The organism is Maridesulfovibrio salexigens DSM 2638 (assembly GCF_000023445.1).
In the GTDB taxonomy this organism is placed as follows: Bacteria; Desulfobacterota; Desulfovibrionia; order Desulfovibrionales; family Desulfovibrionaceae; genus Maridesulfovibrio; species Maridesulfovibrio salexigens.
This window is the reverse complement of record NC_012881.1, coordinates 489,311-511,777: the sequence shown is the minus strand read 5'-3', so window position 1 is coordinate 511,777 and position 22,467 is coordinate 489,311. Positions and strand designations below refer to the sequence as shown.

The 22,467-nt window shown below is 48.1% G+C and carries 18 protein-coding genes; 4 read left to right on the top strand and 14 right to left on the bottom strand.

The genetic code is table 11. From position 1 onward, the window contains the following. The first annotated feature begins 25 nt into the window (after window positions 1-25). The 4 genes from DESAL_RS02345 to DESAL_RS02330 all read left to right on the top strand — a co-directional run bounded on the left by DESAL_RS02345 (window position 26) and on the right by DESAL_RS02330 (window position 3,322). Window positions 26-1,111, top strand: a complete 1,086-nt coding sequence (locus DESAL_RS02345; protein ID WP_015850351.1) for a membrane protein — start codon at window positions 26-28, stop codon at window positions 1,109-1,111. Then, complete coding sequence (locus DESAL_RS02340; protein ID WP_015850350.1) at window positions 1,111-1,374, top strand: hypothetical protein; 264 nt, start codon at window positions 1,111-1,113, stop codon at window positions 1,372-1,374. The genes DESAL_RS02345 and DESAL_RS02340 overlap by 1 nt, the downstream gene beginning before the upstream one ends. A 143-nt stretch (window positions 1,375-1,517) precedes the next feature. Then, window positions 1,518-2,369: a choline utilization transcriptional activator gene (locus DESAL_RS02335; RefSeq protein ID WP_015850349.1), complete on the top strand. Its 852-nt coding sequence runs from the start codon at window positions 1,518-1,520 to the stop codon at window positions 2,367-2,369. 197 nt (window positions 2,370-2,566) lie between these two features. Further along, window positions 2,567-3,322: a DUF362 domain-containing protein gene (locus DESAL_RS02330; protein ID WP_015850348.1), complete on the top strand. Its 756-nt coding sequence runs from the start codon at window positions 2,567-2,569 to the stop codon at window positions 3,320-3,322. A gap of 81 nt (window positions 3,323-3,403) precedes the next feature. Here the strand turns inward: DESAL_RS02330 and DESAL_RS02325 are convergent, their stop codons facing one another. The 14 genes from DESAL_RS02325 to DESAL_RS02260 all read right to left on the bottom strand — a co-directional run bounded on the left by DESAL_RS02325 (window position 3,404) and on the right by DESAL_RS02260 (window position 22,328). Next, window positions 3,404-3,625: a hypothetical protein gene (locus DESAL_RS02325; protein WP_015850347.1), complete on the bottom strand. Its 222-nt coding sequence runs from the start codon at window positions 3,623-3,625 to the stop codon at window positions 3,404-3,406. Window positions 3,626-3,755: 130 nt separating this feature from the next. Further along, window positions 3,756-4,241, bottom strand: coding sequence for a Fur family transcriptional regulator (locus DESAL_RS02320; protein WP_015850346.1), 486 nt, complete (start codon window positions 4,239-4,241; stop codon window positions 3,756-3,758). Between the two features lie 200 nt (window positions 4,242-4,441). Beyond that, window positions 4,442-5,002, bottom strand: coding sequence for a flavodoxin domain-containing protein (locus DESAL_RS02315; RefSeq protein WP_015850345.1), 561 nt, complete (start codon window positions 5,000-5,002; stop codon window positions 4,442-4,444). A gap of 18 nt (window positions 5,003-5,020) precedes the next feature. Next, a complete protein-coding gene (locus tag DESAL_RS02310) occupies window positions 5,021-5,623 on the bottom strand; it encodes a class I SAM-dependent methyltransferase (RefSeq protein ID WP_015850344.1) in 603 nt (200 codons plus the stop codon). A 19-nt stretch (window positions 5,624-5,642) separates the two neighbouring features. After that, window positions 5,643-9,626 carry an acyl-CoA dehydratase activase gene (locus tag DESAL_RS02305; protein WP_015850343.1) on the bottom strand — a complete coding sequence of 1,328 codons (3,984 nt, stop codon included), beginning with the start codon at window positions 9,624-9,626 and terminating at the stop codon, window positions 5,643-5,645. A gap of 71 nt (window positions 9,627-9,697) precedes the next feature. Further along, window positions 9,698-10,189 (bottom strand): MarR family winged helix-turn-helix transcriptional regulator, encoded by a 492-nt coding sequence (locus tag DESAL_RS19565; RefSeq protein ID WP_157046909.1) that lies wholly within the window; start codon window positions 10,187-10,189, stop codon window positions 9,698-9,700. Between the two features lie 37 nt (window positions 10,190-10,226). Further along, window positions 10,227-11,531, bottom strand: a complete 1,305-nt coding sequence (locus DESAL_RS02295; RefSeq protein ID WP_015850341.1) for a hypothetical protein — start codon at window positions 11,529-11,531, stop codon at window positions 10,227-10,229. After that, entirely contained in the window at window positions 11,528-12,301 is a 774-nt protein-coding gene (locus DESAL_RS02290; RefSeq protein WP_197528772.1) for an outer membrane lipoprotein-sorting protein, read from the bottom strand. Before DESAL_RS02290 ends, DESAL_RS02295 begins: the two co-directional genes overlap by 4 nt. A 160-nt stretch (window positions 12,302-12,461) precedes the next feature. Beyond that, window positions 12,462-15,146: an efflux RND transporter permease subunit gene (locus DESAL_RS02285; RefSeq protein WP_015850339.1), complete on the bottom strand. Its 2,685-nt coding sequence runs from the start codon at window positions 15,144-15,146 to the stop codon at window positions 12,462-12,464. Between the two features lie 237 nt (window positions 15,147-15,383). Continuing rightward, a complete protein-coding gene (locus DESAL_RS02280; protein ID WP_015850338.1) occupies window positions 15,384-16,649 on the bottom strand; it encodes an MFS transporter in 1,266 nt (421 codons plus the stop codon). 134 nt (window positions 16,650-16,783) lie between these two features. Beyond that, the gene (locus DESAL_RS02275; protein WP_015850337.1) at window positions 16,784-18,907 is read right to left on the bottom strand and encodes a TonB-dependent receptor; all 2,124 of its coding nucleotides are present in this window, start codon (window positions 18,905-18,907) and stop codon (window positions 16,784-16,786) included. Between the two features lie 196 nt (window positions 18,908-19,103). After that, on the bottom strand, window positions 19,104-20,117 hold the full coding sequence (locus DESAL_RS19560) for a helix-turn-helix transcriptional regulator (protein ID WP_015850336.1): 1,014 nt from the start codon (window positions 20,115-20,117) through the stop codon (window positions 19,104-19,106). Between the two features lie 241 nt (window positions 20,118-20,358). Next, window positions 20,359-21,225 (bottom strand): hypothetical protein, encoded by an 867-nt coding sequence (locus DESAL_RS02265; RefSeq protein ID WP_015850335.1) that lies wholly within the window; start codon window positions 21,223-21,225, stop codon window positions 20,359-20,361. Beyond that, on the bottom strand, window positions 21,222-22,328 hold the full coding sequence (locus DESAL_RS02260) for a LeuA family protein (RefSeq protein WP_015850334.1): 1,107 nt from the start codon (window positions 22,326-22,328) through the stop codon (window positions 21,222-21,224). Before DESAL_RS02260 ends, DESAL_RS02265 begins: the two co-directional genes overlap by 4 nt. Between the last annotated feature and the right edge of the window lie 139 nt (window positions 22,329-22,467).

The following is a 22,467-nucleotide window of genomic DNA, read 5'->3' as shown; positions in this document are numbered from 1 at the left end:
ACTTTTAATGATTAAGGAGACGACCATGGGGGAAGCATCTGTTGCAATCAACCCGGCAGCCGTCGCTGCAAAGCACAAGCTGGCGACCAGCTTTAAAAGAAAAGGCATTGTTATCGCCCTTCTTTCCGGACTGCTGTACGGTTTTTACACTGCATTCATGACTCTGGGTATGTCCAAAGGTATTTGGGTAGACTGGTATGGCGAAAATTCCGGACTGTCCGCATTTGCAGTAATGTATCTTTTAAGCGCAATCGGCGCAGCAACCACTGACACATGCAGTGCTCTCTGGGCTATGAGCTTTGCCGGTATCCGCGGTCGCTTCGCTGACTTCGTACGCTGCATCAAAACCAAACCCGGTATGGTAATGGTTGCTGCAGCAATCGTTGGTGGTCCTCTCGCAAGTACCGCTTACGTAGTAGGCCTGCAGCTCGCAGGTTCTCTGGTAGTTCCCATCGCAGCTCTCTGCCCCGCAGTAGGCGCAATTCTCGGCCGTTTCCTCTTTAAACAGGAACTCAACGCACGCATGCTGTTCGGTATCGCCATCTGCTTTGGCGCCAGCTTCATGATCGGCTCCACCAGCCTCGACGGTGCAGGCGGCCCCAACATGATGCTCGGTCTCTTCTTCGGCTTCCTCGCTGCTGTATGCTGGGGTATCGAAGGTTGTGTATGCGGTTATGGTACTTCCATGATCGACCCCGAAATCGGCATCACTATCCGTCAGGTTACCGCTGGTTTCTCCAACCTTTTCATTCTTGTTCCCCTGTTCGGCTTCATCGCACACGTTGATGCATTCGGCATGGTTGTTCAGTCCTTCACCGACAGCGAAGCCATGATCTGGTTCGTACTGGCCGGTCTCTCCGCATACCTTACCTTCATGTACTGGTACAAAGGTAACGCAATGTGCGGTGCTGCACTCGGTATGTCCTGCAACGGAACCTTCTCCTTCTGGGGCCCCTTCTGCTGCTGGATCGTACTCGGTATTGCTATGGGTATGGAAGGCTGGGCTATGCCTCCCATCGCTTGGGCAGCAGCAATCATCATGGTTATCGGTATCTTCATTATCTCCATGAACCCCATGGATCTGTTCAAGAGCAACGAGGAGAAAGCATAATGTATCCCCTTAACTACGCTATCCTGAAACACTTCACCAAAGTTGAAGAAGCATGCGCAGACTGCGTTATGGAAGCCCTCGCCGGTGAATACAGCAACTTCAAGGCCTTCAAAAAAGACGCAATCATCAACGCTCTGATGACTGCGGAAGCAAACGGACTCCTCGAAGAGTCCCGCTTCGACCTCGACTCCAATAAGGAGCTGCGCGTTTACTACCGCGCCCACGAGGAAGGAGCCGCAACAATCAATCAATACATTAAGTAAGACCTCACTGAAGCAAGGGGAGCGGTCTCGAAAGAGGCGCTCCCCGCTTTCATATGGTGAGGACCATACAATTACGCACGTAAAGGTTGAGGGGTTGAAAAAAAATTCGAAATACCGGACCATAAGAACTGGAGGAGATACCAGTGAAATACAAGGAACGCTATTTCATAGGGGACATGAGCAAGATCTGTAACATCTCCAAAAAAGCTCTTCGTTATTACGATCAGATCAACCTTATCCCCTCTCAGCGACACGATTACAACAACTACAGGTATTACACCCGGGAATCCCTGTTATCTGTCCCGGTTATCAAGTATTACAAACAGATGGGTTTCACCCTTGAAGAGATGAAGGAATTCATCGAGGGTAGCGCACAACACGTATTTAAATCCATCCAGCACTCGTTCCGCGCCAAGATCAAAGAACTTGAGGACGAGCAGGAAAAAATCCGCCGCAGGCATGTATCCGTCAAAGACTGGTACGAACTGGTTCGCGAAGCGGAAATGGTTATAGATAACAACATTAACGAAGTTTCAATCAAGTACATTGAGAGCAGTTCCCTGCTCTTCCAAGACCAGAAATTTGAAAACGACCTTCAATGGTCAATTATCAACCTTGAATTCACTCAGCATGTGGAAGATGTGAATAACGAGATAACCGGTCCGGTCATAATTAACTTCTCATCACGCAAGGACCGCATCGAAGAAGTGGATCAAGAAATAAAAATGCTGCAGAAGACAGTTATACCTTGCAGCGAAGAAAACACTTATGAGTTCGGCGGAGACATGATGCTCTCCTGCTACCATCTCGGCGCCCACGAGGACATCCACAAAACCTACATGAAGATGGAACGCTGGGCCGCCAACAACGGTTACATACTGGGTAAAGATTCCTTTGAACGGTATGTTACCGACTACTGGACCACCAGTAACAGCAAAAAATTCGTAACCGAAGTCCTGATCAAATGCTCACGGCATGGAAATCAGGATAATTAGCCAAGCATCCCAACTTGCCTTTAATTTCAGCCCGCTTCCTGCTCGAAGCGGGCTTTTTTATAATCCTAAAATCTTTTCGCAGACCTTCAAGCATATATTACGACTCTTTCTTTTTATCGAAATCAATTTATAGTTAAGCAAGATCCCGCTCATTTAAAGCCACCGCCATTCGCGGTTACCAAACCCCAAGGATAAACATGCCCCCCGTAGCAGAAGTAAAATTCACGGACTATCGCAGCTCCGTAACAGAAGCACTGGATAAAATCGGAGCTGCTAAGGCCATTGCAGGCGAGGATAAAATCCTGCTCAAACCCAATCTGGTCAATAGTTCTCCACCGCCAGTGACTACCCAGCCGGAATTCTGCCGCGCAGTAATTGAATATGTGCAGGCAGCAAACCCCAACGCTGAAATTGTCATTGGCGAAGGGTGCGGAGATTTGAATTACGAAACAGATGAAATCTTTAGAATGCTCGGCTATGAAAAACTGGCTGAAGAATGCGGTGTAAAGCTGCTTGATCTGAACCATGCCCCGCTCTGCAAAAAGAAATTGGAAGGAGCGAAGGTCTTTCCGACTATGTTCCTGCCGGAAATAGCCTTCACTCATAAAATCATTTCCTTACCCAACTTGAAGGCCCATTCACTGGCCGGGATGACCGGGGCAATTAAGAATATGATGGGCTTTGCGCCCCCATCTCATTACAATGCCGGAAGCTGGAAAAAATCTTTTTTCCACCGTCAGATGCAACAGTCAGTCAAAGAGTTGAACATGTTCATCCCGCCGTGGCTTTCTGTGATGGATGCAAGTGTGGGACTGGCTGAATACCATCTGGGAGGAGCACTTTGCGACCCGGCCCCGGAACTGATACTTGCCAGCTTTGATGCAGTGGAACTGGACCGCAAGGCCGCTGAGATCCTCGGCCTGAATTGGCGGGACATCGGACATCTGCGATAGCTACGCGCATAAAAATAGAAATCCCCCGGAACAATTGTTTCGGGGGATTTCTCATAAATTCTATTCTCGACAAAATTACGCTTAAGCTTCAAGCTCTGCCTCTGCTTTAGCGTCACGGACGATTTCTTTAAATTCAGCAGTGCTCTTCTGGTAAGATTCCACTGCCCAGTCTTTGGTTTTAATTCCTGCCTTAATGGTGGACTTTGCGGCATTCCTTACCGTCTCGGACTTGTACGCCGCGTAGCAAACGAGTCCGCCCAACACTGTTCCCGCTGCAACGATTGCTGCTTTTTTAAGATACATAATATACTCCTTTTACACGTCAGGGGCTGCCCCCAACGCACTGGAATTTGATTTCAATCCGTCTTCCATATTTGATAAAAGAATTATACTTTGCATCCGTTTTGTAAAATCAAGACCTTGAATACCAATATCAGGATTCCAAACCCTCTTCCTTATCACGGAGCTTCTGGCATTCCGGGCAAAGTCCGAAAAGAAGCATCCGATGATGAGTTAAAATGTATCCATTTTCTCTGGCAAGGACCTCCTGCCTGTGTTCAATTCCATTATCAACCACTTCCACTTTTTTCTGACATCTTGTGCAGACAAGGTGGTCATGGTGTTCATGTCCATAGGCATGCTCATAAAGGGCAACTCCGCACCCGAAATCCAGACTTTCGGCAAGTCCGGAATCAACAAGCAGTTTAAGGGTCCTGTATACAGTTGCCTGCCCTACTTCTGGAGCTCTTTTTTGTACCAACAATAAAAGATCCTCAGCCGAAAAATGGCCTTCGGTTTCCAAAAAAGTCTCAACAATCACCTTGCGCTGGGGAGTCATGCTCAACCCGTTTTTCGCCAGATAATCGACAAATATTTTTGCTGCTTCACTTGTCATATCGAAAATGAAATCCATTTTCATATTCTTGTCAAGAATTATTCGTCTCAGTTTTTGGGAGGCAGATATTTTTAGCGGGGGCAGTCAATACGCTGCCTTTATTGAAATCTCGCAATACACGCTTATTAATAAGTTTTAAACGCAAAACCATGCCAGCCCCGGATGAATTTAACTTTACGATATCCGACAAGAAATCATTGGGAAGCTGGCATGGTCTTTATGGATCAATCCACAACGCATTCCTGCAAGGAACTCAACAGCCCCGCTGTTTTTTCCCTGACCTGTTTCAAATCATCGGCATTTGGACGGCCTTCAATATTACCAAGCCTTCCGCTGGTATTGAAATGCTGCATTTTTCCGGGGACAAAGGCCCCCACAACCGACCATTCGTCAGCCACACTTATACCCAGATGATCAAAGAGCTGGCCCATATACTTAATTGCCGGGATCGCCTCAGCCTCTCCGGTATGCGGTCCGGCATAAGTGCAATATACGCAGGCAAACTTTCCGGGAACACGCGGAGAACCGGGCAGGATAAGATCATTGTCACGGGCGTAACCAAGCTGACGTTCAATCCACTCCTTCACAGATTTTCCCGGAAGCCATGTGTAGACCCCGGAACCGACAAAGGTAAGGTCATATTTCAGCAGATCGAAAATGACACCTTCCTTTTTGAGATTGACGGTACTTACATTATGTCCGGCCTGCTCAGCGACTTTTGCAATTTCAAGGGCCACCTTCTCGGTCTGACCGTTAAGTGAACCATAAAGGTTGAGTATTTCCATATTCTACCTCCTTCTGGATTATTTTTTGGTAAAACAAATCAGGTAATTAAAACCAAGATCCACATATTGAGACTCAGTAAAACCAAGAGGCTCAGCTACCGCTTTAAGCTCTTCACCTGAAATCCGCATATGCAGCGGCGGCCCGAAATCTGTCTTTTCCTTCTTGCATTCCAGAATAGCCACCTGTCCCGAATCTTTCAGCACCCTGCTAATTTCCCTGAAAATGGCAGAACCGCACTCATCCAGATTCATGCAATGCAAAGAAGTGCTCATCAGGCAGGTGTCCACGCTTTTATCTTCAAAGAGCAACGGGCCGTTCATGTCGCCAAGATGGGTGCTGATATTCTTCAGCCCGTTTTCAACGGCCTGAATCCTGACCTGCTCAAGCATAGTCGCGTTGCTGTCAAAGGCATATACCTTCCCGGATTCCCCTACATCACAAGCCGCATGAATCGAATAATCCCCGGGACCGCAACCCAAATCCAGGAAAACGTCTCCATGCTGAAGCTTCAAAGCCTTGAACACCAGACTTGAATCATGCATGCCGTAACTGGTGGGACCGCGCCTGCGGTGCCCATGTCCGCCGTGGCAATGCATTCCGCTTTTATGTTCTTTATTCATTCTTCATTCTCCGCAGGAATTAAAGGTTGTACAGAAAGGAATCCACCTTGAGCCTGTTGTTTTCATTACGGTTGCCGTCAAAGGTAAGTGAAAGGGTCGGGGCATATGGTTTATCATTCAGGCGATCTTTAAGAATACCAAGGCTTATCCCGGTATTTTCATACATGGAGGTCACAGAGATAACACCCTTAACTCCTAGTATTTTATCCATGATCTTGGCACCCCGGTAACGGCCGAAGGCACCAGAATAAAATCCAAGCCCCCGGTCAGCTGTTTTCTTAAGCGTTCCGAAACTATTCTCATAGTGACTGAACTCACCAAGCCGCTCGGAAATCCTCTCCATATATTCTTTAAACATAGCAATATTGCTGCGCAAAGGAGAATCGCTGCCGACCTTGTTGAAATTGTAATAGTCGTACCAGAGATTCCAGACATATTCGCTTAAGGGAGCATAGATCACCCGTCTGCCATGCTCCTCCATCCTGCCAAAAGTGTTGTCATTAAGCAGACTTTTGAAGAGCACCAACGGTTCACCGATAGCCATGATTGCCCCGTCATGATCCTGTCGGGCGAGGGCTTCGCGGACGATACGTGCTGTGGACTCAAGTTTTTCAATGTTCAACTGCCCGCGCGAGATCAGACGAAGCACAAGATCAAGAGTCTCATCCCTTAGCAAGGGAGGTGTGTGCAATACGAGATCGCCAGCCAACAGGCAGAGAAAAAGCATACGGGCATCTTTATCATCCAAGAGCCGCAACTCTTCCATATACGGAGAGATCAGCTGAACATCTCCCAGTCCTTCCTGATCCAGAACACAACGCATGAAGCGGCTGTATTGCCCATCAACCTCAGCACCCTCATTCTGGGGAATCAACACAGCAGGAACGACTGCCCCATCATGAGTCTTCAATGCTGCAAGCACATCTCCCAGCAGCGCAGTCAGGGAAAAATACTCATTACCCGAAGAATACCTGCGCCCCATATCCACAGATTCCCTTGTAGTGGCAGGAATAACCCGCGCATCAACACCTTTGGCTTTGAGCATGGCACAACCGATGGAGGAATAAGGATAGATATCAGGCAAAAGCAGCGGACGTGAACCGAGACGGGAATAATCTGTCAGGATATTAACTGGATCAGCCGATCCGATGTTCACATATTCTTCCAAAGATAAAGCTTCACGTTCAGGAATCTTGCTAAGGCTGTTAACAAAGGCTTCCACCCGGGTCTGCACACCCACGCTGGATGAATGCTCGTCCACTTCAATAGTCAGGGATGGCTTATCTTTCAGAAGTTCCCCGTAATAATGAGAGAAAACAGTATCCGGCCCGCAGCCGTGATGGGTCAGAAAAATGGGATAAAGATTGGGATGTTTGGCAACAAGTTTTGCCGCAGCCAGCATGTGCTGCCCAAAGGGCCAGAACATGTTCGGATGTTCCATGAAAATATCTGACTCCGGGAGATCATAAAGAGGAATGGTCCGGTAACCCATTTCAGCAAGCTTGTCCGGGATACCCATATTTAAAATGGGATCAGCGACACCATAAATCTTGGAGATAAGAACAAAAGCCTTGGCATTGGGATCAAGAGAACTCAAGGTTTCTCGTCCACGTTCCTTCATCCGCACCTGTAAATCCTCATGCGCACCCATAGCAGCTTTTAAGGCCGCTCCGGTTTCCTCAGGTGATTTGCCCAATTGCCGACCGAGGGCCATAAACTGGGACTGCATGAACTCCGGCCCCTGATTGAAAGCAAGGGTCGGGGCCAGCAGCTTGATGTTTTTTTCTTCAAGCTTCATGGCTTCACTAACAATCTTAAAGGCCAATTGCATGTAAGGGCAGCCGTAGGTCTGCCTAGATTTTGAGCTGGGATGGAAAGCGGTAAAAAGGTCGGGAAAGAACAGATAATCCACGCCCTGCTCGACCAATTGGGCAGTATGCCCGTTAACCAGTTTGACCGGATAGCAGGTCTCATCAAGTGCGTATTCCTGAGCCTTGCTGATGGTTTCCCCGGAAGTAGGTTCGGAAAGAACCACATTCATATCCAGCGACTTAAAAAAGGTATGGAACATGGTAAACATACCGAAAGTAAATAAAGCCCGGGGCATGCCTACACTTTTTTTCTGCGGATCGGGATCAGGATCATAATCACGAAAAATGAAATCCTGCACCTGTTTGTTAAAGCTTCCGGGGGCGAATTGCGTGGCAGGCTCTACTTCTACGTTATCCGGCTTTTCATTCTCCAGATAAAAACCTTTAAAGGAAGTTTCGCCCTTCATCTCTTCGCGGGCTAGAATAGCAGCACCAACGGCTCCGGTAACACTGAAGAAAGGCGGGACCAGCACATCCATACCGTGGACTGCCCGAAAAGCATTGATAATGGCCTGATTATAGGCAACCCCGCCCTGTAGAAGAATCTTCTTGCCGACCTTTTTGCGGCCCACCACACGGTTGGTGTAATTCTTGATAATGGAATAGCAGAGGCCCGCGGCAATATCAGGAATGGAATCTCCCTGAGCAAGATGAGCGGCAATACTGGTCTCCATAAATACGGTACAACGTTCGCCGAGATTTATCGGAGCCTCGCTCTGAAAAGCGGTATCGGCATAATCTTCAAGGGGAATGCCGATCTTCTTAGCCTGCTCTTCAATAAATGATCCTGTCCCTGCAGCGCAGACCTTATTCATCTGGAAATCTGAAACTGCGCCATCTTTGATGGAAATGAACTTTGAATCCTGCCCGCCGATCTCAAAAACAGTATCCACATCAGGATAAAACGAAACCGCAGCCCGTGCCTGTGCAGTAATTTCATCCTTAACCACGTCCGCGCCAATGATCCTTCCGATCATATTACGCCCGGAACCGGTGGTGGCAGAGCCCATAACTTTGACCTTTCCGGCAAAGTCGAGCCCCAGTTCCTCAAGTCCGGTTTTTACCGCCTTAGCCGGATTTCCGGCAGTGCGCAGGTAGCGGTAACCCAATACACGGTTAGTTGAATCAACCAGAACCACATTGGTACTGGTGGAACCGATATCCACGCCGACCCAGCACTCCACCGGTTCTGTCTCCTTAGATATATCCCGGCAAATATGCTTGCCTGATGTATCAGCAATTCCGTAACCAGCCAGTGCAGGCAGGGAAGTCTTCTCTTTGGCATAAAACAACGGCCCGCAATTGCCCTGCAATGAATCCATCAACAGCTTGAAATTAACGGGGCGGTTTTCTTTAAGACCGATAACAGCCGCGCCCAAGGCTCCCGCCACATTACCTTGTTGATGGATAACGAGCTGATTCTCATTCAAATTCAGGACCTGACACAATGCAGACACAATCGCCTTGTTTTGCGAGACTCCGCCAGAAAAAAAGAACGGAGGCTTTTTGGGTAGCCCACGCATGACAGCATTACGGTAATTCCTTGCTGTGGCGTACGCCAACCCGCGCAGGATATCGGGAATAGAAACGCCTTCCTGCTGGTGGTGGGTGATATCAGTCTTTGCAAAGACACTGCATCGCCCTGCAATTCTGGGTGTTGAAGTTGCTTCATTTTCGATACGAGAATAATCCTCAATTTCAACACTTATTCGTGAAGCCTGTTCTTCAAGAAATGATCCTGTACCGGCAGAACAATCAGGGTTAAGTGAAAATTCAATACCGGACCGTTTCCCAGCACCAAAACCTGTAATAAATCCGGCTCGCTGCCCGCCGATTTCAATGATTGACTCGCAAGAAGGGGCCAACAATTTTGCTCCCTCCACCAGTGCAGCCAAATCATTCACACCCTTAATTGATCCTTCCCCGGATAGAATCTTACCGCCGGAACCGGTTATGGCTCCGCAAAACTCTTCAGTATCCAACTCCGGTTTTAATTCATCCAGAATGCCAGCCAGAACGGAAACCGCCTGCCCCTTATGAAGCACATATCTGCTGCAAACAATATTACGCTGTTCATCTAGAACCGCCACTTTCACCGAGGAATAACCGATATCAATACCTATGCTATGCATATAATCCTCCGACTTAGTTAAGAAGCTAAACCATTGTGTCAAATTTTTTTCCAGAACCGCCCAAAGAGGAACTACCCCTTTGGACGGCCGGATGTAAGAATCTCTTCCATACGTTCATCGACCACAGTTTCAATCACCGCAAGAATGGCAGTAGTTGCAGCCAATTGCGGATCGGAAAACTCATCCAGCCTGTCCATCAGATTATGCATATGCCGCTCGTGGAAGTCCTGATGTTTCCTGAAAGCAACCCAGCCGTCCTCAGTCAGAAAGGCTAGCAATTCCTTGTTATTATCAGGAGCACGTTCTTTGCGGACAAAACCCCGCCTCTCCAGTTTGCCGACCATCTGGGAAATCGCGCTTTTGGTCACTCCCAGTACATGGGCAACAGACTTTAGATTGGAGCCTTCATTCAGGCCGATGGCCTGCAAGCAATGTATTTCTCCGGGCCTGAGTTCCACCCCGTCACCTATGGGAATGGGTTGTCCCTCAATACGCAAATGCTTGTTAATAATACGCATTAATCTTCCGGTCATATGCTTGATGGTCTCTTCTTTACTACTCATTACAATTTGATAAAGACGCTTAACCATTACTGTCAAGCTAAAAACTATAACGGATTGAACTGTAGACGTTCGAGTTATTGGTAAACTGACCGAAGAATGTCTGCTCATGGGCACCTATAAATATATTTGCCCCGCAGCCCACGGTCATGCGGTCCGAAACCTTATACTGCACTCCGGGACGCAGATAGGCATCTTCATCACTTGGTGAATAATACCCCTCAAAACTCAAAGTCAGGTTCTGATTCATCAGCTGCTGGGTAAACTGCATTGTGATCACATGCCGGAATTCATCCTTAGGATGCTTGGGATTATGCACCGTCAGGTATTTTCCGTAATCCAGCATCTGCTCAATGTAGTACTGAACCTCACAATTGCTGTCGGTCCAGAGCTCCTGTGCGTAACCGACCAGATAACGGATCTCGGAATGATCCACCTGTGCATTGGTTCCATCGCGACTTTCAGTAGAGTCATACCAGGCAACTTCCATATTACCGATACCCGGGCCGACCTGCCCGCGTACACTTGCACCATATACATTCAACCCCGGAAAGGTGGCTTCATCTTCTGAATTCATTCCGGCGGGCTTTTTCCAATACCCCCAGTAACCATACAGGGCCAACTCGTAGTTATTTATATTTTTATAAATACGGGCCGAAACCTCATCATTTTCAAACCATTCGTCAGGTACGTCAGTATCGAGGATATTATCCCGCCCTACCAGACGGTCCTCCAGTCCACTGAAGTAGGAGATATACTCCCCGTCAATATAGCGGTCCGACTCGAATTTAGGCGTATAAACCAGATCGACGTTAGCCAGTTCAGTAAAGAAACTGACCTTTGCCGAATTGCAGGGAGCTTTCAAATACTCCGCATCCCGACCCATAAAGAATGAACGCCAGTCCTTAGGGAAAAGATCGTTCAGGAAAACCAGTCCGCCCGTCCCCCAAGTCAGCACCTGCCGACCGAATTTCATATCCATGAAGTCAGTAGGACGCGAGAACATCCATAATTCACGGGTTTCATAAACTATGCGGTTGGTCACGCCGTCGACACGCAGATCGCCCTTGTATTTGAAGTCGGCCCAGTCAGTGTAGGTGAACAACTCACCCTGCAAACGCAACTCGGCCATGGAAATCTGCTTTTCCTCCGGGTCCTGCTGAGTCCGCGCGCCTGCACGGGCTTCCACAAAACCATTGAATTCCAGCGGTGCAAACTGTTCACTAAAAGACTCAAACCAACTCTCGCCGTTTTCCTCTGCCGAGGCAGGTCCGGCAGTTGCCACCAGCAATACTGCCAGCAGCAACAGCCAGACTACTACGCACACACTCCTGATCAAGCTCATCGCATCAAATCCCTCGGCGGACGACGCAGATACCTTTCACCAAAGATAGATTCCTTAACCGGAAGATCATAATCCACACCGGAAAATGTCATCACAGTTTCACTGCCTGTTTCAAGATTCTTAACTTTTGAAACGGTCACCGTGGGATAAGTCTGCCCACTTTTGTCAGATGCGATTTCCTCAACCTTAAGCACTTCCATAGTCCTGTACGGCTTGTTAGAACTCTTGAAATATTCCATGCGCATAGGCAGATAGGTCTTCATATCCACATAGGCCACATAATGTGAGAACTCCACGTCACCGGGATTCTTGGGAGTGTTTTTGAGCACATAGAAACCGTTCTCGCTGCCCAGCAATTCATGCTCATCTTCATGCAGACTGCGTCCGGAAATATCTTCATACAGAAAGTCAGAACCTGCGAAGCTGGTCCGCTTATCTCCGGCGGCGATCCTTTTGACCATATCCAGACTGGGCATATACAACCATCGGGAATCGTCCTTGCCCGGTTCAACTGTCTTGTGCACGAGAAAAACCATCTTGCGTACGTCTGCCGGAGATTTGAAATAGGACATATAAAGCTGCCGCGCATCACCCTCGCCAACATCTTTGCGCAGAATGTTCAGATCGCGCTCTCTGGTGCGCCCTTGGCTGTCGATAATTTCAAGATGCACTTTACCTTTGCAGGTTTCACCCTGATACAAAGCCATATGGTTTGATTTATTAACGATAGTTTCAACGTCCGGAGTTCCTGCCCAAGCAAACGCACTCATTAACGACACCAGTGCCACTGTTGTTATGAGAGATAATATTGATTTCATGTAAATCCTCTTTGATTTGCCTCCGGCGGCTTAAGACCTTTCTTCTAAAAAGGTCTTAAGAATCCATATAGTTTGGACTTTGCCGCCTTGAGAGGACAGTTCGTTATCTTTGTTACTGGTTTACTTTCACGGTTACAGTTGCATCGCTGGAGGACCGAGCAGGAATCTGCAATTTTGCTCCGGCGAAAAACCATTTAGAAGCCACGGTTATAATCGCGGGCATGGCTACCAGAGTCAGGATGCCCGAAGTCAGCATGATGGATGAAAGCAGCAGACTGGTGGTGCGGTAAGGAATAAGGGCGGAAATGAGCATGGGCAGAAAGCCGATGGCAATAACCAGCACGTTTCGGCTGATGGCTCTTGCCGGAGCGCCGTACATGCGGGGCAGGGTTTCCTTCCATGATCCGGTTTTGGCGTAAATCTTCCGGCTGCGCTCTACAAAGTGGATGGCAAAGTCCACGGACATTCCCAGTGTGAGCACACCGAGAACAGCCACAGGCATGTCATAATCCTTCCCGATAATACCGATGAATCCGTAAATGAAAGCAATGGTGATAGTCAGCGGAACCATGCACAAGACTCCCCATTTCAAGGAACGGAACAGGAATACAGCCATGAGCAGGACAATGGCGAAACTTCCGAGGAAAGAGCGAAGCATGCCTTCCACCATCTGGCTCTGCCAAGCCACGTTGATATAGGTCAGACCTGCCCAGTTGTGGGAAATGTCGCTGGGCGGGGGATTACGCTGGAAGTAGTCAGCAACAAAGGTCTCCACTGCTTCCATGACCATGTTATCGCCACTGGAAAGCATGAACACCACGCAGGCTCCATTGTAATCCGGGGTAACGTAATGCCAGAGGTCATGAGGACGGTGGCTCTGCTGGAACTGCATGTAGCATTCACCCACAGTCTGCATTTTTTCCGGCACCCGGTAACTTGCTTCCTTGCCATCAGTCAGTTCCTGATGAATCTTGCTGACCAGATCGGCCGGGGCAATACTCTTACCCACCAGTCCGGCTTTGAAAATCTCTTGCTGCAATCCGGCAAGGTAGCTCAGCATTTCCGGGCTCTTAAACGGTTTCTGGAGTTCTTTTTCAAGACTGAAGAAGCTGCCGAACTCTTCGTAGAGGTAAAAGTCGTCACCCTTGGCCTGCTCAGCCATTCCTGCGGCAAGTTTTGTTGCCTGATCGAGGAATAAACCATCGGCTGCGCGGTCTGACATATCCATCAGTACAGCCATGAAATTCACGGCTTTCTGCTCTGCATTCGGGAATTCGGAAGAAAGCCCCCTGCTGAAGGACACGAATCTTTCTGCAATTTTACGTTTATCTGAATTTGAAAAATGGACTTCAAGATCCTCACTTTCCAGAATCAAATATGCGGGGTAGGTCCCGGCAAAATGCTTATTCAGGGCCGTATCAGCCAAACGGATCGGATGGCTTGGTGCAAACCATTTCACCGGGTTGTCGTTGATCTGAATCTTGCTGATGCCCCATGCGGAAACAACCAGCAGAATCAGAAACAGCCCCAGCAAAGGCTTGGCGTAGCGGTAGGAGATTCCCCCGGTTTTTTCCAGAAGACGGGACAGCAATGTGGTCTTGCCGCTATTATGTTTGGTGAACCCGAAGTTACGGAAAATCCGGGCTGGAAGGACCATAATATAAGCGGGCACAAACATAATGGTCAGCAACCAGGCCACCATGATGCCCAGCCCCACAAACACACCGAAGATCTGGACCGGGGGAATAGGAGTGAGTGCAAGAGAAATAAAACCTGCCGCCGAAGTCAGCGAAGTATAGAGCATGGGCATGAACAGGATGTTCAGGACTTCGACAATTGTCTCTTTCCTGCCCTTCTCCGGCGTATAGAGATCGAAAAATTCCGACAAAATATGGATCGAATCCACCACCGCAATGGACATTAAGAAGACCGGAATCATGGAACTCATGATATGTACTTCGAATCCGCAACCGATCATGGTGCCCATAGTCATGACTACAGAGAGAGTAGCGATAATCATGGGCAGAAAGGTCAGAGAAAGTTTGCGGAAGAAGAAATAGAGAAGCAGGAAGATAGTGCCCATAGCCAGCGGCGAGGCAAGGCTCATTTCAGTGAACATCTCAATGCCGATGGCATCCTGCGCCACAGGCAGTCCTGTGATATGAAACTCATCATCGCCGCCCAGCTCTTTTATCTTTTCCTGCAATGCAGTGTAGACACGGTAACTCTGGTATTTGTCAGTCAGGGGCAGGAGGATGCACATGGCTTTTCCATCCTCAGAAGCCAGCTGTCCGGTCAGCATTGGGTTGGAAAAGATCTTTTCGCGCACTGCATCAGCCTGAGCCTGATTGGACGGCGGATGCGGCATGAGCCAGTCAAATGAAATGGTTCCCGGACCTTCCTGAGTGATATGCTCCACCATGGACGGAGCAATCATATCCACTTCAATAACGCCGTCCTTTTTTGCGGGATCATCAGGATTTTCCCAACGCAAAGTGCGGGAAAATTCTGCCAGTTCATAGATTCGACTCAGCGTATCGGGATTGAAGACACCGTGCGGATTCTTTTCGTTAATGACTCCGAGAACCACTATTTCAGAAAGAGAAAATTTCTTTTTAGCTTCATTATGAAATACCCGTGAAGGTTCATCCGCTGGAAGCATATGCTCCGGGTCAGTATCGATGACCACCTTCGGGAAAAAGGAACCGCAGAAAACCGCCAACACCAGAAGCAGGACAATAGTCATCCAGCTTCGTCTGGTGGCGAATGAAATCAGCATTTGTTTTAGTTTATTCATTTATTGTTCCTCTGTTTTTATTTAATTTAGTTAAGTAGCTTAACCATTGTTTTAGATTACACCTAAACAAAACATCCTCTGCCATAGCAATAGCCCGATCTTATGATCGAAACTACTCCTAAAACGACGAAAACCACCCCATTTTACGCAGTCAAAATAAAGGCTGCACCAGAGAACCCGTGCAGCCTTTACCGCCCCGGGCTACAAGCCCGTGACTAGTCATTCACAATCAATCCACTAACCGGAAGACCCAACCATGCGGGCCGCACCGGGACTGCGTTCATGACGACCGCTAATTTCGGCCACCATGAAGCCGGCAAAGCAAAGCAGTCCCAGAAGAATATAAAGCCCCTCCATGCCCAGCAAATCACCGATATGCCCGAATATCGGTGCCGCAGCCATAGGTACGATGATGAAAAGGCTGCTCAGCACCGCAAATCCGGTTCCGGCATTGCTTCCGGCGCTGACCTTCATCATCAGGGTAAAACTCCAGACCATAACCGCTCCAATCAGAATATTATCAACGCTCAGTAACAAAGCCGCCTGCCAGTACGGAATGGGTCCGGACCGGGCCATAAAGACAGTACACGCAGCCAGCAGAATCACCGTAGAGCAAAATCCCCGCAAGAAAGCCCGCCCTCCGACACGGTGCAGAAACCAACCGCTGAGGAAAGTTCCGGCCAATCCTGCAGGGTAGGCATAATGCATAAGAATAGTCCCCACGGAACGGGAATCAAACCCCATATCGACCAGCAAGGGGGTGCGCATCTGCACGGATGTGAAAGCAAATGCTGTTGGAGCGATCAGCACGGGGAGTACTCTGAGCACTTCAGGCCTCTTAATAAAAGCCCACACCCCTTCCCTGCTGCATTCCCCATCTGCCACGCTGTGTATGAGGGGATCAATCTCCCGGTGAAATAGAACCGGAAGGCTGAAGGAGAAAACGACAGCAGAAAGAAACATGCAGAGGGTCTGCCAGCCGAAATTTGAATTCATGAACAGCATGACACCGCCACCGAGCATCAGTCCGGCAAAACGTGCCGCAGACTGGATTGAATTACCCCAAGGGCGTTCACTTTCCTCTAGAATGTCAGTAGCATAGCCGTCCACGGCAATATCATTGGTAGCCATAACGCAACTCAGCAAAAAGAGCAGAAGATACATCAATGAGAAATTCTGATCAGGCGAGAAATATGAAATACCGACCAACAGCGCAGCGCCGATCCATTGCATAGGAAAAATCCAGGACTTGCGCCGTCCCAGAGCAGGTATATATTTGCTATCCACCCATGATGCGCACAAGAACTTCAAGGCCCACGGCAAATGCAAAGCAAACACTGCCCCCACAGCCTTCAGATTTACCCCCTGTTCGCGTAAAATCACCGGAAGACACCCGAACACATAACCTAACGGAATTGCCTGACATAAATACATGCAGGCCAACAGGAAAAGCTTGAACTGAATTGAAGGCTTTTTTATCATTTCGTTATTTGAAACACTCATCTCATTTCTCCTCTCCGCTCCTTGCACCTTTTCATTAACAGATAATCGAAAACGATTTCCACTCTCAAAGAGACGTTTTTTACTCAAAAAACTGCACCCGCACCGAAATGCAGGTGCACAAATTATCAACCAAACTAAAATCTATAATCTATGGAGATTCCAAAAGTTCTAGGCTCACCGTCTTCAGCCAGTCCGGCAGAAACGTTTTCCATAAGTACGTACTCTCGATCCAACAGGTTCTTGGACCAAAGATAGACATCAAGATGTTCACCTTCCACACCAAGCTTGAGATTGACCAGCTCATAAGGGTCTTCCTTGACCGTATTAGCATCGTCAAAATAGCGGGAGCCGATTCCCACCAGCTCTGCACGACCGAAGAATCCCCAATCACCGATGATATTGCGGCGGTAATCAGTGGCAATAGTGTAGGTGTAATCCGGCACACCGAACACACGGTTGCCTTTGTAATCCTCACCATCTGCCGGAGAATACTTGTCGAATTCGGCTTCCATCCATGTAAAGGTTCCGCTCAAGTTCAAACCTTCCATGAGCACAAACCGTGAATCAACCTCCACGCCCATACGGTGGGAACGTCCGGCATTGGCAGTGTAGGACTGCATGGAATCGGTCATGAATAAAGGCAGCTGTTCATCATCAATTGCAGTGTAAAAACCGCTGATATTAAAGCTTAAACGGTCATCAAAGAAGACGGACTTTACCCCTACTTCATAGAGCCAGCTGTCTTCTTCGCCATAAGCCTGATGATCTTCCGGGGCCGAGGCATCGTTGAAGCCCCCGGCGCGATGGGCCCGGGCCACTGTTCCGTACAAAGTCTGGTCTTCACTGAGACGCCAGGCCAATGCGAACTTCGGCAGGAGTTTTGAAAAATTATTGGAAACAGCGCGGTCTACAAGGCCGGTTTCCGCTCCTCCAGCTGGAGTCTGACCTTTGTAGCTGTCAGCCGAAGCGTATTCATATTCATAGCGCAACCCAACAGTCAGATCTAAATCATCCCAGAATGTGTAAGTTCCCTGCCCGAAAACAGCTCCGCCGGCATTATCCTTGTCAGTCTTGAATTTCAGGTTTGAGCCCGGTGCTTTGGAATCCGCACCGTAAAGGTTGGTAATCTCGGTATTTGAATTTAAGAGAAAGAAATGTCCACCCGCCAACCAAGCCAGCGGCCCGCTGTCTTCAGGGGAAATGAAACGGAATTCCTGCGAGAAGTCGCTGTCTTCCTGATTATAGTTTTTACGCAGCATATCCGCAGGAGTAAAATCTGCGTCCATCTTTTCTTTGCTGTCAAAATATCTGTATCCGGTAACAGAATGGAGCTTTCCGTAATTTGTATTGTATTCTGAGTTAAGGGCCACGCCCCAGCAATCATTCTTCTGGCTGCCTGTGTAGTCATGGGAATAATGATAGGGATCATCCACCCCGTACTTGCCGGACTTCACAAAGGAGTTCCGCTCGGTACGGCGCATGGAATAAGCTCCGTCATCATGACTCTGGATATCGAATGAAAGAGTCATATCCAGATCATCAGTAGGCAGATATCGCAATTTTAAACGTCCGGACTTACCATCCTGATGGCGGCCGTCATCGCCGTCCGTGGGAGTATCGTTCTCCATATAACCGTCTTTGAAAGCGCCAAGACCGTAAACACCGAGAAACAACTTGTCCTCAACAACAGGACCGGACCAGCTGGCCCGGAACTCCTTGCTGTTGTAGTTCCCGAATTCTGCGCCAAGTGAACTTTCAACTTCATTTCCGGGCTGCTTGGTGTAAACGTTTATGACCCCGCCCATAGTGTTTCGCCCGTAAAGAGTTCCCTGCGGTCCCTTGAGGACTTCGACCTGTTCCACATCAAATAACGGAAAATTAAACATATATGATTTGGAAAAATTAACCCCATCCACAAAATATCCGGTGGCAGGCTCAGCATTGGGCAGACTTTTAATCCCGCGTAGAAACATGAATCCATGCCTACGGCTACCAAAATCACTGAACTCAAGGTTAGGCACATGAAGCGCCAGATCACCGGTATCCTTGATGTCCATATCTTTTAACTCAATATCATCAAGAGCGGCGATACTTGCCGGAACATCCTGAGCTTTCTGACTCCTTTTCTGGGCTTTTACTGTTACTGTCTCCAGATATAGGCCGGGCGAGGTTGAATTTGCTGCAAAACTGATTGATGCACTTCCCAGCAGCACCACAATCCCTGTAATAAAAAAGCTTACCATTTTCTGTTTAAACATACCTTCTCCGTATATTGCTGAATATTTCTATTTCATGCGTAAATGAAAAAGAATTTCAATTTCAATATTCGAAAAAAATCTATTTAAACTACCCGAAGACAAATATATTTTAGCTCATTTTAAGCGCCTCAAAACAAGAGGGTTGCACCGTGAAATACAGTACAACCCTAAAAGAGAAAGATATCGTTCTTAAAAATCAAGATGATAAAGCCGAAGTTTTTTTCTCGCGAACGGAGGTAAGAAATTTCTTCGGAAGTACTCCATACCGTTTCTTAAAAGCTGCGCTGAAGTGACTCAGGTTGGTGTATCCCAAAGCCCACGCAACCTCACTGACATTCATATCGCCGTCTTCAAAAAGCATCCGTGCCTTACGCATTTTAAACTCTTTCAAGTAACCGAAGACAGTCCTTCCATACAGTTCTTGAAAGCCTGCCTGTATCTTGCTCACACTTAAGGAATATTTACCGGAAAGTTCAGCCAGAGTGGGAGCGGAATCAAAATTTTCCGTCAACTCTTTACGAATATCCCTGATAAGCTCGATTTCACTGGGAGTAAGCCCCTGCCTGACCGCAGAACCTTCGTATTTCATTACCTGAAGACCGATTAACTCAAGAGCCTTGCCCACAAGATAAACCCTGCTGTAATTCCCGCCGACCAAAGCATGAAACAGCTCATTTGCCGCAGCCTGTACAACCGGGTCCAGCACATGGTGGAGGAAAAAGCTCTTCCTGACCCTGCAACTTAAAACCTGCTTAAGATCCTCATGAATCGCATCCATATCGGCACTCAACAATTCGTGCAGCAATTCCGGGCTGATATGCAGATGGATGATTCTGGTCGACCCTAAAGGCGCAAACTCCACAACTCCGGCCATTTCCTGAAAAAAACCCAAACCTCCGCTACCGGCAACATTATTTATCCGAAGCGGGCCAAGCGACGTTTCATGCATGTTATTTACAACAGCCCCTTCAAGGAAGAATCCGAAGTCGATAAAATCATTCTTTTTCTGATAACTGAAAGAATATTCCTGCGAAAGCTTAGCCTCGAAAGCGCTTACCCGTAACCCCGGCCTCAGTTCGAACTCCCTCCACATAGGAGCATCTTCTGATTCACAATCATTAACAGCTCCAAAATCACGCACTGCGCTATTATCAGAAGCTTCTCCAATTCCCCAGCAATCTTTATTAATTCCAGAAAAAGCCTTATTCATTATTAACTCCTGACAATTCTCAGCTATTTGATTTTGATTTTCAACTTCTCGGCCGAACCAAAATAAAGTTAAGCTGCTTAACTGTCAAGGCAAGACTTTTAATTTCATTTGCATGATAGAACCAAGACGTTCACACCCCAGAGTAGAAAGAACATTCCGGGCAGAATGTCCAAATTGGTTATCCCTGTTAATTGCAGGGAACTTAAGCTGTGCCGCAGTCCATTCCTGTGAAAACCGACCATCAAACCGAACAGATCAATCCTCTGGACAGATTATCCAGCTGCGGCAGGAAAGGCGTTACAGATATTTCATATTCTGCAAAATCCACGTAAGACGGCTCTGAATCCGGTCTAAGGCTTATTTCAATTCCCTGCTCATCAAAAATCATGCGCATAGGCACTATCTCCCGCTCACTTTCCGAACACAAAGAGTCGCGCAACTCAGGCACAAAAACAAATTCAGCACCGGAGTAATGACGAGCTGTAATCATATTTAAGGTTGAACTCACAGCCGCAACCCGACCTTCGTCATCAAAAACCAGTGAGTTTGAATCGCCGTTGATGCCAACAGCGTCAGAGTCATAGGCAGTGATCTTGCCGATGCTTGTTTGCAGCGGGGTCGGTTCCGCAGGTTCAAGGGAACGAATTCGTCCTTCCGGGCTGAAGCTTATGCCTATACGGGTCCGGACCGGACCTGCGGGAGTTTGCAGAATCGGTTCTTCTCCCGGCCAAAAAGTTATGGAGCGCAAGGTTTCGGTCTCATAAAAACAAAGGCTGATCACCTTTACGCAAAGCGGACCGACCGGAGTCTCAAGGGTCAACGGATCTGCAAGTTTTCCCTCATCTTCCTGCGTCCAATAACCGGAAAGTTTACCATTGAGCGGAAAAACACGCTTTAATTTCCCAGACTTGTAGAAAGTTACCATCTCCGCCTCAATAATTCCCGCAGGGGTAAATACGGGAGTGCGATCTTCCAAGGGCAGGGATTTCACCTTACCGTTGGAATACATTGATACAGGCTGCAAAGTCTTGCGGCGAAGATCGTCAGTGGAGTGCTGGGACAAAAGTTCACCGGCTTCAGTTGAGTAGATGCGGCTCAGGGTGTTCATGAATAAACCTCCTCATCATTGAGCTTGATAAATTCACTGCGGGTCAGGGGACGTTCAAGCCGCAGGGAGAGCTGGCGCACGGCCTCGGTAAGAGTGGAAAGGGAATCTGTTCCGCAATCAATGCCGTATTCATCGAGGGCATTACGAACGGCAGCCCGTCCGCTTTTACCGCCCACAGCCAACTTGCGTACTGTACCTACAGAGTCAGGATCGTACGGCTCGAAAAGTTCAGGTGATTTACTAAGTGCATGGGTATGCAGACCGGATTCACAAGCGAAGATATCAGTGCCGACAACAGCCTTGGTACGCGGAATGGCAACCTTGGCAGCAGCCCCGACCACCATACAGGCATCTTTAAGCACTGTGGTGGAATAACGGGTATTGCCTTCACGCAGAGCCAGCCGCGCCACTAATTCTTCGGTTGCAGCAATACCGGAGCGTTCTCCGATACCTATGACGGAGCAGTCCGCGTAATCAGCTCCGGCTTCAAGGGCGGTAAATGAGTTGGCAGTAGCCATGCCGAAATCATCATGACAATGCACGGCAATATCAATATGCAGCTTCTCCCTGAATTTTCTGACCAGCTTTTCCATGGCAAGAGGAGTCAGTTGCCCAAGGGAATCCGCCAGACGAACCCTTGATGCCCCGCAGATCTCGGCATGCAAAGCCATGGAAAGGGCAAAATCACCATCCGCACGGGAAATATCCTCAAGCCCCACGGAAACATATTCAAATCCGCAATCCTTGGCAGTCCGTACGGCAGCAGCCAGCTTACGCAGGATAGCCTGACGATCAGAATCCAGACGTTTTTCAATGTGCAAATCCGAAACCGGGACTCCGATATTGATGCGCTTTAATCCCAATTCCGCTGCAACCTCAATGTCTTTCTCGCGACAGGGCGACCAGACACTGAGAGCTGTGTCCCCTCCTAAGGTTCGGGCGTATCCTGCGAAAAGTGCAAGATCATCTTGTCCGACCCAACCCATCTCTATCTCATCAACTCCCATGGAAATGAGGGAAGATGCGATACGCTTACGGGTTTCCAAATTGAAATAAGCCCCGAACAACTGTGCGCCTTCACGCAGGGTGGTATCGATCAACATAATAGTGCTCCAAATGAATTAAAATTTACAGAATACATGAAGCATTATTGATGCCAAAACATTACACCATCCTATCTACCTTAATTTATATAACATCACCTCCCCTTTCATACTCTACACACAACCTGCAAAAATGTAG